13 protein-coding genes are annotated in these 13,789 nt (G+C 74.5%); 5 read left to right on the top strand and 8 right to left on the bottom strand.

The genetic code is table 11. The features are described 5' to 3' along the window. Nucleotides 1–154: 154 nt before the first annotated feature. Complete coding sequence (locus ACFYT9_RS07930; protein ID WP_376601304.1) at nt 155–844, bottom strand: iron dependent repressor, metal binding and dimerization domain protein; 690 nt, start codon at nt 842–844, stop codon at nt 155–157. Nucleotides 845–1,028: 184 nt separating this feature from the next. Here ACFYT9_RS07930 and ACFYT9_RS07925 point away from each other — a divergent pair, with 184 nt between their 5' ends. Further along, nucleotides 1,029–1,784, top strand: a complete 756-nt coding sequence (locus ACFYT9_RS07925; protein ID WP_360314967.1) for an SIS domain-containing protein — start codon at nt 1,029–1,031, stop codon at nt 1,782–1,784. A 189-nt stretch (nt 1,785–1,973) separates the two neighbouring features. On the opposite strand, the gene ACFYT9_RS07920 is transcribed toward ACFYT9_RS07925, so the two are convergent. The 3 genes from ACFYT9_RS07920 to ACFYT9_RS07910 all read right to left on the bottom strand — a co-directional run bounded on the left by ACFYT9_RS07920 (nt 1,974) and on the right by ACFYT9_RS07910 (nt 5,642). After that, the gene (locus tag ACFYT9_RS07920) at nt 1,974–3,299 is read right to left on the bottom strand and encodes a PAS domain-containing protein (RefSeq protein WP_376601306.1); all 1,326 of its coding nucleotides are present in this window, start codon (nt 3,297–3,299) and stop codon (nt 1,974–1,976) included. 131 nt (nt 3,300–3,430) lie between these two features. Beyond that, complete coding sequence (locus tag ACFYT9_RS07915; RefSeq protein WP_376601308.1) at nt 3,431–4,093, bottom strand: response regulator; 663 nt, start codon at nt 4,091–4,093, stop codon at nt 3,431–3,433. Nucleotides 4,094–4,355: 262 nt separating this feature from the next. Further along, nucleotides 4,356–5,642: a sensor histidine kinase gene (locus ACFYT9_RS07910; RefSeq protein ID WP_389161705.1), complete on the bottom strand. Its 1,287-nt coding sequence runs from the start codon at nt 5,640–5,642 to the stop codon at nt 4,356–4,358. Nucleotides 5,643–5,748: 106 nt separating this feature from the next. Between ACFYT9_RS07910 and ACFYT9_RS07905 the strand changes: the two genes are divergently transcribed. Together ACFYT9_RS07905 and ACFYT9_RS07900 are read left to right on the top strand one after the other, a co-directional pair. Further along, the gene (locus ACFYT9_RS07905) at nt 5,749–6,687 is read left to right on the top strand and encodes an ABC transporter ATP-binding protein (RefSeq protein WP_389161703.1); all 939 of its coding nucleotides are present in this window, start codon (nt 5,749–5,751) and stop codon (nt 6,685–6,687) included. Further along, on the top strand, nt 6,684–7,427 hold the full coding sequence (locus tag ACFYT9_RS07900) for an ABC transporter permease (protein WP_389162101.1): 744 nt from the start codon (nt 6,684–6,686) through the stop codon (nt 7,425–7,427). The genes ACFYT9_RS07905 and ACFYT9_RS07900 overlap by 4 nt, the downstream gene beginning before the upstream one ends. A 389-nt stretch (nt 7,428–7,816) precedes the next feature. On the opposite strand, the gene pdxH is transcribed toward ACFYT9_RS07900, so the two are convergent. Next, nucleotides 7,817–8,443 carry a pyridoxamine 5'-phosphate oxidase gene (gene pdxH, locus ACFYT9_RS07895; RefSeq protein WP_389162100.1) on the bottom strand — a complete coding sequence of 209 codons (627 nt, stop codon included), beginning with the start codon at nt 8,441–8,443 and terminating at the stop codon, nt 7,817–7,819. Nucleotides 8,444–8,667: 224 nt separating this feature from the next. Between pdxH and ACFYT9_RS07890 the strand changes: the two genes are divergently transcribed. After that, nucleotides 8,668–9,768: a citrate synthase 2 gene (locus ACFYT9_RS07890; RefSeq protein WP_387271542.1), complete on the top strand. Its 1,101-nt coding sequence runs from the start codon at nt 8,668–8,670 to the stop codon at nt 9,766–9,768. Between the two features lie 122 nt (nt 9,769–9,890). Here the strand turns inward: ACFYT9_RS07890 and ACFYT9_RS07885 are convergent, their stop codons facing one another. Then, nucleotides 9,891–10,958, bottom strand: coding sequence for an isopenicillin N synthase family dioxygenase (locus ACFYT9_RS07885; RefSeq protein WP_389161701.1), 1,068 nt, complete (start codon nt 10,956–10,958; stop codon nt 9,891–9,893). A 387-nt stretch (nt 10,959–11,345) separates the two neighbouring features. Here ACFYT9_RS07885 and ACFYT9_RS07880 point away from each other — a divergent pair, with 387 nt between their 5' ends. Then, complete coding sequence (locus tag ACFYT9_RS07880; RefSeq protein ID WP_387271654.1) at nt 11,346–12,308, top strand: threonine/serine dehydratase; 963 nt, start codon at nt 11,346–11,348, stop codon at nt 12,306–12,308. On the opposite strand, the gene ACFYT9_RS07875 is transcribed toward ACFYT9_RS07880, so the two are convergent. Further along, entirely contained in the window at nt 12,305–13,069 is a 765-nt protein-coding gene (locus ACFYT9_RS07875; RefSeq protein ID WP_389161699.1) for a TetR/AcrR family transcriptional regulator, read from the bottom strand. The genes ACFYT9_RS07880 and ACFYT9_RS07875 overlap by 4 nt on opposite strands. Then, a complete protein-coding gene (locus ACFYT9_RS07870; RefSeq protein ID WP_376600276.1) occupies nt 13,057–13,785 on the bottom strand; it encodes an enoyl-CoA hydratase family protein in 729 nt (242 codons plus the stop codon). Before ACFYT9_RS07870 ends, ACFYT9_RS07875 begins: the two co-directional genes overlap by 13 nt. Nucleotides 13,786–13,789: the final 4 nt, after the last annotated feature.

The following is a 13,789-nucleotide window of genomic DNA, read 5'->3' as shown; positions in this document are numbered from 1 at the left end:
GACGCACACCCTCGGCCCGGCCGGCTGGTCACCGGCGGCACCCTCGCGCTGGGGCTGTGGGCGCGCTCGCCCCCTACGTGTGACGGGGCCGGGCGCGCTCCCGCGCACCCGGCCCCGCACATGCCCTGCTCCCGCGCTCCCGCGCTTCCGCGCCTCAGCGCTTCGCGACGAAGACGTGTGCCGCGACCTCCGTGTCCAGCTCCGCCGCCTCGCCGCTGGAGCCCACGAGCACGCCGCCCGCCGACTCCGAGACCGACACGACCGAACCGGGCTGCACACCCGCGCGCCGCAGCGTGTACATCAGCTGGGCGTCCGTCTGGATCGGCTCGCCGATCCGGCGGACGACCACCGTCTTGGGCTCGCTCGCGTCCAGGTCCGCCAGCGACACCATCGAGTCGTCGAGGAAGGACTCGGCCTCGGCCTTCTCGCCCAGCTCCTCCAGACCCGGGATCGGGTTGCCGTACGGCGACTCCGTCGGGTGGCGCAGCAGCTCCAGGACGCGGCGCTCCACCGCCTCGCTCATCACGTGCTCCCAGCGGCACGCCTCGGCGTGGACCTGCTCCCACTCCAGGCCGATCACGTCGACGAGCAGGCACTCGGCGAGGCGGTGCTTGCGCATCACGCGCGTCGCGAGCTTGCGGCCCTCGTCGGTCAGCTCCAGGTGGCGGTCGCTCGCCACGGCGACCAGTCCGTCCCGCTCCATGCGGGCGACCGTCTGGCTCACCGTGGGGCCGCTCTGGTCGAGCCGCTCGGCGATCCGGGCACGCATCGGGACCACACCTTCCTCTTCGAGCTCCAGGATGGTGCGGAGATACATCTCCGTGGTGTCGATCAGTCCGGACATTCGTGCCCCTCGATGAGTCGTGCGCTGGCCCTGCACCAATTCTTGCGCATCCGGCCGACAAGCGGGCGGCCCCCGCCCCGGAGCGGGAGAACTGGGGACACCGGGGCGGTGGAGGCAGTATTGACAGAGCAATGGTCCAGACCGCACCGTGATCGGCGACCTCGACGAGAAGGAGCCTCCTCACATGGGCGAGAGCAAGCTGGCCGGACAGTTCTTCGACGCCGCGATCGGTCTGCTTCAGGAGGTGCGCGACGGGGACTCCGCGGAGATCGCCGCCGCGGGCGCCGCCGTCGCCGAGGCCGTCGCGAACGGCAACCGGCTCTTCACCTTCGGCGCCGGACACTCCTCGCTGCCCGCGCAGGACGTCGTCTACCGTGCGGGCGGCTTCGCCCTGATGAACCTGCTCGCCGTCCCCGGCGTGGTCGGCGTCGACGTCATGCCGGCGACGCTCGGCTCCGCCCTGGAGCGGGTCGACGGGCTGGCCGGGGCCGTCCTCGACTCCTCCCCCGCCGGCGCCGGCGACGTGCTCTTCATCATCTCCCTGTCCGGGCGCAACGCCCTGCCCGTCGAGATGGCCATGAACGCCCGCGCGCTCGGCCTCACCGTCGTCGGCGTCACCTCGGTGGCGTACGCGACGGAGACGAAGTCCCGGCACGTCTCGGGGACGTACCTCAAGGACCACTGCGACATCGTGCTCGACTCGCGGATCGCCGTCGGCGACGCCGAGCTGACCCACGAGGGCATCGAGGCGCCGTTCGCCCCCGCCTCCACGGTCGTCACCAGCGCCCTGATGCAGGCCACCATGGCCGCCGCCGCCGAGGAACTGGTCCGGCGCGGCATCGAGCCGCCGCTGCTGCGCTCCGGGAACGTCGACGGCGGGCACGAGTGGAACGGACGTGTCATGACCGAGTACGCGGACCGGATCTTCTACCGCCACTGACGGGCGGGTAGGGGGCCGGAGGCGCCGCCGTACGGGACCGGTGTGCAGGGCCGTACCGGGCCGTACGAGGCCGGTGCAGGGCCCTACGGGGCCGGTGTCGGGCCCCGTACGAGCCGGTGCAGGGCCGTACGGGCCGTGCCCAGGGGCCGTACGGGCCGTGCCCAGGGGCCGTACCGGGCCGGGAGCGCGTCAGGGCAGCGGCGGTACGTCCAGTGCCGCCGCCACCCGGGCCGCGACCGTCTCGGCGTAGAGCGCGTCCTGGCGGTCGAAGGCGCCCCGGGCCGCCGTCCGCAGGAAGGTGAGGACGCCGACCGTACGGCCCCGGGACCGCAACGCCGTGCACAGCGCGTGCGCGGTGTCCGAAGGCCAGTGCCGGTCCGCCGCCCACGCCGCCGCGTCCCGGCCCGCGTCCACCCGCACCGAACCCGCCCGGTCCCACGCCTGGAGCGCCGGATGCTCGGGGCCGTAACGCTGCGGGAAACCGCCGCCGAGGCCGTCCGCGTCCGGGGCGCCCGCCGGGGACGCCACCGCGCGGGTCAGCCGCCGGGCGCCGGCCACCCGGTCCACCAGGCCGTGGTCGGCGAACCCGGCCAGCGCGAAGTCCAGCAGCACCGCCACCGCCTCCGCCGGATCCGCGTACTCGGCCGCCGCCACGCCCGCCCGGTGCAGCTGGCTCCAGCGGAACCGGGTCCGGTCCGCCTCCCGCGCCGCCAGCCGTTCCTCCGTCACGTCCTGGAACAGCCACGCCACTCCCAGCGGCACCGGCTCCTCCGTCAGCGGCGAGGACAGCCGCACGAACCCGCTGCGCCAGCACCGGCGCCGTTCCACGGCACCGGGAGCCGCCGCGAGCGTCACCCACAGGTCCGCCGGGGCCGGCGGGCCGCCCTCCGCGAGCACGTGCTGGAGCGCGCCCTCCAGCTCCTCCACCCCCTGCGCCACGACATCGCCGAGCGGGCGGCCCAGCAGCGTCGTCCGGCCCGTGCCGATCGCGCGGGCCGCATGCCCGTTGACGACCGCCGGGCGCAGGTCGGCGTCGATCAGGACGACGCCCCAGGGCGCGTCGTCGAAGAGCGCCTCGCTCAGCGCGATCGACCGCTCCAGGTCGATCTGCACATGCACCTCGCTGAAGGCGCAGTACACCCCCGCGGGCCGCCCGTCGGCGCCCCGCACGCCCGCCGACTGGCTGCGCACCAGCACCCGGCCGCCGTCCTTGCGGAGCAGCGCCAGCTCGTGCACCTGCCGTCCGGGCGTCCGCATCGCGCCCATCAGCCGCGCCAGCGTCTCCTCCGCGTCGGCACTGCGCGCCGCCCAGCCGTCGAACCCCCGCCGCCCGACGGCCTCCGCCGCCGGCCAGCCGAGGATCCGCTCGGCCTCGCGGTTCCAGTGCGTGACCGTCCCGCCCGCGTCCAGCGCGCAGAGCGCCGCGTCCATCCCGTCGAGCAGCGCGGCCAGCAGATCGCCGCCCGCCCCCGGCACGGAAGCGGTGTCCGGCGCGGACCCCGTGAAAGCACTCACCCGGAACTCCCCCCGGTAACCCCCCTGATGCAGGCCATTCAACTGGAACGTGACCCAGAACACATCAGGTTCGGCGAAACGGATTCGAGGGAAGCGGCCGAGGGGGTCGGGGGTGGGGTTCGGGGGTGGGGTCAGGTCGGGGACACGAAGCCCGATTCGTAGGCGGCGATGACGGCCTGGGTGCGGTCGCGGGCGCCGAGTTTGGCGAGGACGGCGCTGACGTGCGACTTGACGGTCTCGGTGCCCACGACGAGGCGGGCGGCTATCTCCGCGTTGGACAGACCGCGGGCCATGAGGCGCAGGACGTCCTCCTCACGCTCGGTCAGACGGGCGCGGACCAGGGCCTCGTGGGCCTCGTTGGCGGGGCGGTCCCGGGCGTAGGAGGCGGCCAGGTCGCGTACGGCGGCGGGGAAGAGGAGGGAGTCGCCCTCCGCGACGAGACGGACCGCGTGGACGATCTCGGCGGGGCGGGCGCGCTTGAGGAGGAACCCGTCGGCGCCGGCGCGGAGGGCGCCGTAGACGTACTCGTCGTTCTCGAAGGTGGTGACGACGAGGATCTTCGGCGGGGCGTCGACCGTGCGGAGTACGGCCCGGGTGGCCTCGATGCCGTCCATGAGGGGCATCCGGACGTCCATGGCCACGACGTCGGGGCGCAGGCTCCGGACGAGCGGGATGACGGCGGCGCCGTCCGCCGCCTCGCCCACCACCTCGATGTCGGGCTGCGCCGCCAGGACGGCGCGCAGACCGGCCCGGACGAGGGGTTCGTCGTCGACGAGGAGGACCTTGATCACCATGCGGCCAGCCTAGCCAGCACGGCGGGAGGGCCGGGGCGGGGCGCCGGGGGCGGAGCCGGCCGACGTGGCCCGAGGTCCGGGTCGGCGGTCCACGCGACGGAAGTCGGGTCCTGGTCCCGTCAGCGCAGCGGGAGTCGGGTTCGGTCGGCTCGGGGATCCGGGTTCGGGCGGCTCGGGGAGCCAGGGCCGGTCGGCTCGGCCGGAGCGGGGGGGCGGCGCGGCCGGAAGCCGGTCGGAGCGGCCGGGGCCGGGGGCCGGGCGGTCAGCGGAGGGGGAGGGTGACGGTGACCTGCCAGGTGTCGTTCGCCGTGCCCGCCTTCGCCTCGCCGCCCAGGAGCGCCGCCCGTTCGCGGATGCCGCGCAGGCCGCTGCCGGAGCCGGGGACGGCGGGGGGACGGCCTTCGGGCAGGGGGTTGGTGACCAGGAGGCTGAGGCGGGAGTCGTCCGCCGCCACCTGGACCGCGACCGGGACCGGTCCCGCGTGGCGCAGGGCGTTCGTCAGGGCCTCCTGGAGCATGCGGTACGCCTCCCGGGAGACCGGGCCCGGAAGCTCCTCCACGGGGCCGGTGATCACGGCCTCCACCACCGCGCCCGAGGAGCGGGCCGAGTCCAGGAGGCGGGCGGCCTCGTCGAGACCGGGGCCCGCGCCGGGCGGGCGGCGGCCGGTCTCGCGCAGGAGCAGCAGGACGCGTTCCAGGTCCTCCAGGGCCGCCCGGCCGGTCTCCTCGATGGTGGCGAGCGCCCGGTCGGTGAACTCGGGGTCGCCGGCCGCCCGCGCGGCCCCCGCCTGCACCACGGCGAGGGTCAGGGCGTGGCCGAGGGAGTCGTGCAGTTCGCGGGCGATCCTGTTGCGTTCGAGGAGCCGTTCCGTCCGGTCCTCCAGGGCGGCCATCCGTTCCCTCACCGAAGGGCCGAGGAGCCGGCGGGCCACCCGCGTGTCCAGCCGGCCTCCGGCGACGACCAGCGCGAGCAGGGCCAGGAAGGGCAACGGGGCCAGCGGCGCGGCCCCCGCGAGCGGGGTCACGGAGCCCAGCACCGGCTCCTCCACCGACACCCCCGACAACACCAGCGTGACCTGGAGCAGCCAGATCGTCAGCAGCCAGGCCGCGAGCCCCGCCCCCATCCGGAACACCAGCCACAGCGCCGTCCTGCCCCGGTCCGTCCAGGACGCCGACGGGGTCGCCGAGATTCCGGTGGCGGCCTCGCCGACGCCCGCCTCGCCGACGCCCGCCTCACCCGCGCCCGCCTCACCCGTGGCCCGCACGCGCGCGTGCTTCCCGGGAAAGAGCATCAGGCGCGCCTGGAGGCCCTCGGCGCGGCGCGCCGACGGCAGCAGGGCGGCCGCCGCGACCAGCGGGACCGGCAGCGCCGCCGCGATCAGCCAGTCCACGACGCCCGGATCGGAGAGGCCCGGGTAGATGAGCCCGCCGGCGAGCGGCACGATCGCGCCGATCAGCAGGTGCAGCCAACGCGTGTACGTGACGGCCCGGACCAGCGGCCGTACAAGGGTCTGTACGAGGGTCTGGAGGAGCGACAGCGGTGCGGGCATTCGGCGATCTTCTCAAGGAGGCGGCCCGGGCGGCTCCCCCGCACGGGGGAGCCGGTCCCCTCCGGCAGGGGATGGCCCGGGCCCCCCGGATCGCGAGGCTTGAGCCATGACCAGCATCGACGTCAAGAACCTCACCAAGGAGTACGGCGGCAGGCGCGCGGCGCGGGCCGTGGACGAGCTGACGTTCCGTGTCGAGCCGGGGCGCGTCACCGGGTTCCTGGGCCCGAACGGGGCCGGGAAGTCCACCACCATGCGGCTCGTCCTCGGCCTCGACCGGCCGACCTCCGGCACCGCGACCATCGGCGGACGCCCGTACACGACCCTCGCCGAGCCGCTGCGCACGGTCGGCGCCCTCCTCGACGCGCAGGCCGCGCACCCGTCCAGGACCGGCCGCGACCACCTCCGCTTCCTCGCCGCGAGCAACGGCCTGCCGGCCCGCCGGGTCGACGAGGTGCTGGCCGAGACGGGCCTGGAGGGCGCCGCCCGCCGCCGGATCCGCGGCTACTCGCTGGGCATGCGGCAGCGGCTCGGCATCGCCGCCGCGCTCCTCGGCGACCCGGGCGTCCTGATGCTGGACGAGCCGGCCAACGGCCTGGACCCGGAGGGCATCGTCTGGATCCGCGAACTCCTGCGCCGGCTCGCCGCCGAGGGCCGTACGGTCCTGGTCTCCAGCCACCTGATGAACGAGACGGCGACCTTCGCCGACCACCTGGTGGTCCTGGGCCGCGGCCGGCTCCTCGCGGACGTGCCGATGCGGGAGTTCATCGATTCCCACAGCCACGCGCGCGTGCGGGTGCGGACCGGCGATCCGGTCCGGCTGCGGGCCACGCTCCTCGCGAAGGGGTGGACGGTCGGCGACGCGGCGGACGCGGACAGCCGGTGGGTGGTGGAGGGCGCCTCCGCCGAGGAGATCGGGGCGGTCACCGCCCGCGAGGGCATCCCCGTCTTCGAACTCGCCGACGAGCGCGCCTCGCTGGAGCAGGCGTACCTGGCCCTCACGGCGGACGCCGCCGAGTTCACCGCCCGCACCCCCCAGGAGGTCTGACCGTGTCCCCCACCACCGTGCTGCGCTCCGAGTGGATCAAGATCCGGTCGGTCCGGTCGAGCTTCGGCTCGCTGCTCGCCGTCCTCGTCGCCGCCCTGGGCATCGCCCTGGCGGTCTTCCCCGCCATCGGGCAGCCGGAAGCGGCGACCGGCGAGATGGACCCGCTGTTCTGGCTCTACTACCCGATGAACTTCGTGCAGATCGCCGCCATCTCCTTCGGCGCGACCGCCGCGTCCTCCGAGTACCTGAACGGCGCCCTGCGGAACTCCCTCGCGGCCGTGCCGCGCCGGAGCCTCTTCTACGCGGCGAAGGTGGCGGTCGTGGGGGCGGGCGCGCTCGTCGTCGGCGTCGTGGCCGGATTCGTCATGTTCTTCACGGCCAACGCGTTCCTCGGGAAGTACGCCATCGGCATCGGCGACCCCGGCGCCCTGCGGTCCTGCTTCGGTGCCGGGCTCTACCTGGCGCTGATCACGCTGTTCTCGCTGGGGCTGACCTTCCTGCTGCGCAGCGCGGTGGCGGTGCTGAGCCTGCTGATCCCGTTCATCCTGATCGTGTCCTTCGTCATCGGCGGGGTGTCCGAGGGCGCCGCGACCTGGCTCCCCGACCGCGCCGGCCAGCAGATCCTCTTCCAGGACCCCTCCGGCCCCCTCGGCGCCTGGACCGGGCTCGGGGTGACCGCCCTGTGGACCGCGGCGGCGCTGCTCGCGGGCTGGTGGGCGGTGCGCCGGCGCGACGCCTGAGGCCCGGCGGAAAGCACGCGAATTAAATCGCTTGTGGCGCTCCCGAGGGGTTCGTAGGGTGTGGTCACACGCGAAAGGAGGTGATCCGAAAACATGGTTTCTTTTCGGACTCGTGAGGTGACTGCGGGCTAAGGCCTGCCGTCGCACGATGTGCACCTCGGCAGGCCAGCTGCCGAAACCCAAGCAGTCACCCGACCCGTGGGCCGCCGGTAAGTCCGGCCGGCTCCCGTCCGAACCTAGGCGGACGGGACCAAAGGCCCACGGGTCGTCTGCGTTCCCGGGGCCTTTCCGCAGCTTTCCCGCAGCTTTCCCGCGGCCTTCCCGCGGCCTTCCGCGGCCTTCCCGGGGCCTTTTCGGGCCACCGGGACTCGCGCTCCTCCGAGGGCCGCCTACGGCGCCAGGCGCTCGACGCGCCAGCCGCCGTCCTCGCGGACGTACCGCAGCCGGTCGTGGAGGCGGTTCTCGTGGCCCTGCCAGAACTCGACCGTGTCCGGGACGACCCGGAAGCCCCCCCACTCCGGCGGCACCGGGACCTGCTCGGTCGCCGGGTAGCGGGCGGCCAGCTCCTCGTAGCGCTCCAGCAGCTCCTCCCGCGAGGTGATCACCGACGACTGCTCGCTCGCCCACGCGCCCAGCTGGGAACCATGGGGGCGGGTGCGGAAGTAGGCGGCGGTCTCGTCGCGGCCGGTGCGGACGGCACGGCCGGTGACGATGACCTGGCGGGCCAGCGGGTGCCAGGGGAAGAGCAGCGCGACATGCGGGTTCGCGGTCAGCTCGGTGCCCTTGCGGGAACCGTAGTTGGTGAAGAAGACGAAGCCGGCGGCGTCGAAGTGCTTCAGCAGGACCGTACGGGACGAGGGCCGCCCGTCGGCCGTCGCGGTCGAGACGATCATCGCGTTCGGTTCGTGGATCGCCGGACTCGCGGCGGTCTCCTTGAACCAGGCCCCGAACTGCTGGATCGGATCGGGGGCGAGATCGGCCGCGGCCAGTTCCTTGGTGCGGTACTGCTCACGCATGTCGGCGGGGTCCAGAGCGTCGGTCACGGGGCCATCCTGCCGCAGCACCCCAGTCTGCCCACCACGGCGTAGCACCAACCCTTCGTCGCCGGATCGGCGCAGTGTGCCGGATGTCACGCTTCCCCGCATCATCGGAACCGTACAGACTCGACGGCTGGATGACTGTTCAGTCCCACCAGCGACCGCCGTTAGGTTGATCGATCATCGATAGAGGGAGCCGCCTGATGTCCGACTTCGTACCGGGCCTCGAAGGAGTCGTCGCGTTCGAGACCGAGATCGCCGAACCCGACAAGGAAGGCGGCGCGCTGCGCTACCGCGGGGTCGACATCGAGGACCTCGTCGGACACGTCTCCTTCGGCAACGTGTGGGGTCTGCTCGTCGACGGCGCCTTCAACCCCGGTCTGCCGGCCGCCGAGCCCTTCCCCATCCCGGTGCACTCCGGCGACATCCGCGTCGACGTGCAGTCCGCGCTCGCCATGCTGGCGCCGGTCTGGGGCCTCAAGCCGCTCCTCGACATCTCCGCCGAGCAGGCCCGTGAGGACCTCGCCCGCGCCGCCGTCATGGCCCTCTCCTACGTGGCCCAGTCGGCGCGCGGCCAGGGCCTGCCGATGGTGCCGCAGAGCGAGATCGACAAGGCCGAGTCGGTCGTCGAGCGCTTCATGATCCGCTGGCGCGGCGAGCCGGACCCGAAGCACGTCAAGGCCGTCGACGCGTACTGGACCTCGGCCGCCGAGCACGGCATGAACGCCTCCACGTTCACCGCCCGCGTCATCGCCTCCACCGGCGCCGACGTGGCCGCCTCCCTCTCCGGCGCCGTCGGCGCCATGTCCGGCCCGCTGCACGGAGGCGCGCCCTCCCGCGTCCTCGGCATGATCGAGGAGATCGAGCGGAGCGGCGACGCCGTCGCGTACGTGAAGCAGGCCCTCGACAAGGGCGAGCGCCTGATGGGCTTCGGCCACCGCGTCTACCGCGCCGAGGACCCGCGCGCCCGCGTCCTGCGCCGTACGGCCAAGGAGCTGGACGCCCCGCGCTACGAGGTGGCCGCCGCGCTGGAGAAGGCCGCCCTGGAGGAGCTGCACAGCCGCCGTCCGGACCGGGTCCTGGCGACGAACGTCGAGTTCTGGGCGGCGATCGTGCTGGACTTCGCCGAGGTCCCGGCGCACATGTTCACGTCGATGTTCACCTGTGCCCGTACGGCCGGCTGGTCGGCGCACATCCTGGAGCAGAAGCGCACCGGCCGCCTCGTGCGCCCGTCGGCCCGCTACACGGGCCCCGGCCAGCGCGACCCGCGCGAGATCGAGGGCTTCGCCGACATCGTGGGCTGAGGCCGATGGGCTGACGCCGCTCGGCTGACACCCGTGGGTTGAGGCCGATGGGTGCACACCCGTGGGCTGACGCCGCTCGGCTGACGCCCGTCGGTCGACGCCCGTGAGCCGACGCCTCTCGGTTAGGCCGGAAGGTCCTGTCGGAGGAGGAGGTCCGCGTGGTGGCGCGCGGCGACCAGCGGGTGCGCGCGGACCTTCCCCTTCAGCTCGTTGCGGCCGTACTCGGCGAAGAGCGGGTTCGCCGGGTCGGTCGTCACGCCCGGCGCCCGGTCCGCGTACGGGAAGTCGAGCGGAGCGATCCGGGCGTCGAGCCGCGGGTTGTAGAAGAACGGGACGGAGTAGCGCTCCGTCGCCCCGGGCGGGGAGACCACCCGGTGGTTGGTGGCGATCAGATAGCCGTTCGTCGCGACTTCGAGGAGCTCGCCGAGGTTGACGACGAAGGCGCCGGGCAGCGGCGGCACGTCGTGGAAGATCCCGTCCTCCCGCTGCACCTGGAGCCCGCCGACCTGGTCCTGGAGCAGAAGGGTCAGGAAGCCGTAGTCCTTGTGGGCGCCGACGCCCTGGTCGTCGCCGTCGCCGCTGCTGCCCGGGTAGCGCACCAGCTTGAGGTGCGAATGGGCGCGGGGCCCGAAGATGTCCGCGTAGAAGTCCTCGCGGGCGCCGATCGAGGCGAGCAGTTCGCGCAGCAGCCTCTCGGCGACGCCGCTGAGCCGGTCGATCCAGTGGAGCGCCGCCGTGCGCAGCTCGGGCAGGGCCTCGGGCCACTGGTTGGGGCCCTCCAGCCACCAGTACGGGGGCTCCCAGGGCCCGGGGGCGCGGGCGGGCCGCTCGGCGCCGATGTCGAGCTGGTCGCGCCAGTCGCGGGAGCCTCCGGTGCGCTCGTCACCGACCCGGGTGTAGCCGCGGAAGTGCGGCGAGTTGAGGTTGTCGACCGCGCGCCGGTCCGCCTCGGGGAGGGCGAAGAAGGCGTGCATCGCGTCGGTGAGCGCCCGGACCTCCGCCTCGGTCACGCCGTGCCCGACCAGCTGGAAGAAGCCGACGTCGTGCGCGGCGGAGTGCAGCTGGGCGTGGAGCAGCCGACGGGCACCGGGCCCGCGGTCGGCCGCAGAGAGGTCGACGATCGGGAGCTGCGAGGCGTACGAGACGGCGGGGGTGGAGGCGGTGGAACGGGTGAGTGCGCTGAGGCTCATGGGTGCGTCCGCGGGTGTACGGGTCCCGGGGCGGCCGCCAGGGTGGGGCGGGGGCCGCGGGTGCCGGTCGACAGGGGTCGGTGAAGGGACCCTCGCGGGGCGGAGTGGTGGGCGCCCCTGGGGTCAGACGTCGCGGCGACAGCTCATGCTCGTGACGCGGACGAAGTCCACGTGACGGCGGCGAACGAGCGGAGGCATGCGACCAGCGTACTGCGGGCGCGCCGGATCGCCTGTGGCCCGCGTCACAAGGGGCGGGGGCGGCTGGGCGGCGGGCGTGGGGGCGGCTGCGCGTCCGCGAGGGGTGGGCGGCCCTTCTGCGGACGGTTCGGGGTCGGGGGCCGTCGGGGGGTGTGCCGGGTGGGGTGGGTGGGGCAGAGTGGGGGTGTGTTGATCACCGTCGCGGATGTCGAGGCCGCATCAGAGCGTCTTGCCGGGCACGTGCTGCGGACGCCGACGCTCGCCAGTCCCGGGCTGAGCGCGCTGCTCGGCGCCGACGTCACCGTCAAGCTGGAACTGCTCCAGCGCACCGGCTCGTTCAAGGCGCGCGGGGCCGCCGCCAAGCTGCTCGCGCTCGGGCCCGCCGAGCGGGCCGCCGGGGTCGTCGCCGTCAGCGGCGGCAACCACGGCATCGGGCTCGCCGTCATGGCGGGCGCGCTGGGGGTCCGCGCCACCGTCGTCATGCCCCGCTCCGCACCCGCCCGGGCGGTCGCCCGCGCCGAGGAGGCCGGCGCCGAGGTGCTGCTCGCCGACACCATGAAGGGCGCCTTCGCGCTCATGGAGGAGCTGTGCGACGCGGGCCTCACCCTCGTCCATCCCTTCGACGACCCGCTCGTCGTCGCCGCGCAGGGCACCGTCGGCCTGGAACTCGCCGAGGACGCCGGGGAGCTCACCGACGTCCTGGTCAGCATCGGCGGCGGCGCCCTGATCTCCGGCGTCGCCACCGCGCTGCGCGCCCGCCGCCCCGGCGTCCGGGTCTGGGGCGTGGAGACCGAGGGCGCGCACGCCATGTCGGCCGCGCTCGCCGCGGGCGGCCCGGTGCAGGTCGAGCTCTCCTCCGTGGTGAGCACGCTGAGCGCGCCGACGGTCTCCCCGCTCACCTACGCGCACGTCGTCGCGCTGGTCGAGGACGTCGTCACGGTCACCGACGCGGAGGCCGTCCGCGGCACGCTCGACCTCGCCGAGCACGCCAAGGTCTGGGCCGAACCCGCCGCCGGCTGCCTCCTCCCCGCCGCCCGCACGGTCCTCGACCGCGTCGGCCCCGACGCCCGCCTCGGCCTGGTCGTCTGCGGCGGCAACGCCACCACGGCCGACGTCACCGCCTGGGCGGAACGCTTCGGAGTGCCGGCCTAGGAGGCCAGCGCCTCGTCGATCAGGCGGGACCACTGGGCGACCACACGGTCGCGGCGGGTCGTGTCGTCGGTGAGGAGGGTCGCCAGGCCCAGGCCCCGGGCCATGTCCAGGAGGCCCTGGACGGTCTCCCGGACTCCGGGGCGGGACTCGTCGGCGCCCAGCAGTTCGACGGCGATCCGGTGCGACTCGCGGCCCACCCGGGCCTCCAGCTCGGTCACCCGGGCCCGGAGCTGCTCCTCGTTCGACGCGGCCACCCACAGCTGGAGGGCCGCCCGGAACAGCGGGCCGGTGAAGAGGCCGACGAGCGCGGCGACGGTCTGCTCCCGGTCGTCGGTGGGCAGCGCCCGCAGCGCCTGCGAGCGCTCCTCCGCGACGTACTCGACCGCCGCCGTGAACAGGTCCTCCCGGGTCGGGAAGTGGTGCTGGGCGGCACCCCGGGAGACCCCGGCCCGCTCGGCGACCACCGCCACCGTGGAGCCCGCCCAGCCGTGCTCGGCCAGGCACGCCACGGCGGCCTCCAGAAGCCGCTGCCGGGTCGCCCGGCTCCGGTCCTGCTTGGGGCTGCGGTCGGCAGCCGGGGTCCGGTCGGCACCCTGGCTCCGGTCGGAAGCTCCGCTCCGGTCGGTGGCAGGACTCCGGTCGGCGGCCGGGCCTCGGTCCGGGGCCGGGCCGCGGTCGGAAGCCCCGCCCCGGCCGGCGGCCGGCCCACGGTCGGAGCCCGGCTGTCCGTCCTGCTGCCGGTGCGCGGTCACAGCCGCCATTCGGGGTCCCGTCGTTCGAGGAAGGCCGTCATGCCCTCGCGCGCCTCGGCGGAGGCGAAGAGCGTGGCCGATCTCTGCACGAGCTCCTCCGCGTCGCGCTCGAAGGTCTCCAGGACTCTAGCGGTGAGCAGCCGCTTCGACTCGCGCAGGCCCTGCGGCGAGCCCGCCCGCAGGCCGTCGAGGATCGCGTCGAGCTCGTCGTCGCCGGCCGTGACGAGGCCCATCGTCCGCGCCTCGGGGACGCCGAAGCGCTCGCCGGTGAGGTAGTGGCGGGCGGCCGCGCGCGGCTCCAGCCTCGGCAGCAGGGTCAGCGAGATCACCGCGGGCGCCACCCCGATCCGTACCTCCGTCAGGGCGAAGTCCGCCCCCTCCCCCGCCACCACGACGTCGCAGGCGCCCAGCAGGCCGAGGCCGCCCGCGCGGGCCCGGCCGCCGGCCCTGACGTGACCGACGACCGGTTTCGGCAGCTCGACGACCTGCCGGAGCAGGTCGACGAAGGTGTACGGGCTCGGCGGCGCCTTCAGGTCCGCGCCCGCGCTGAACGTGGAGCCGGTGTGCGTGAGCACCACCGCCCGTACCGACGGGTCCTTCCCGGCCGCCGCCAGCGCCTCGCCGAGTTCGGTGACGAGCGCCGCCGAGAGGGCGTTGCGGGTGTCCGGTGAGTCGAGGGCGAGGGTGGTGATCCCCCGCTCCTCGGTGACGGCGACCAGGGTCATGTGC

The sequence above is a fragment of the Streptomyces sp. NPDC004435 genome (genome assembly GCF_042873895.1).
Lineage (GTDB): Bacteria > Actinomycetota > Actinomycetes > Streptomycetales > Streptomycetaceae > Streptomyces.
The sequence above is the reverse complement of the archived record's forward strand: the minus strand, read 5'-3'. Positions and strand labels throughout refer to the sequence as shown.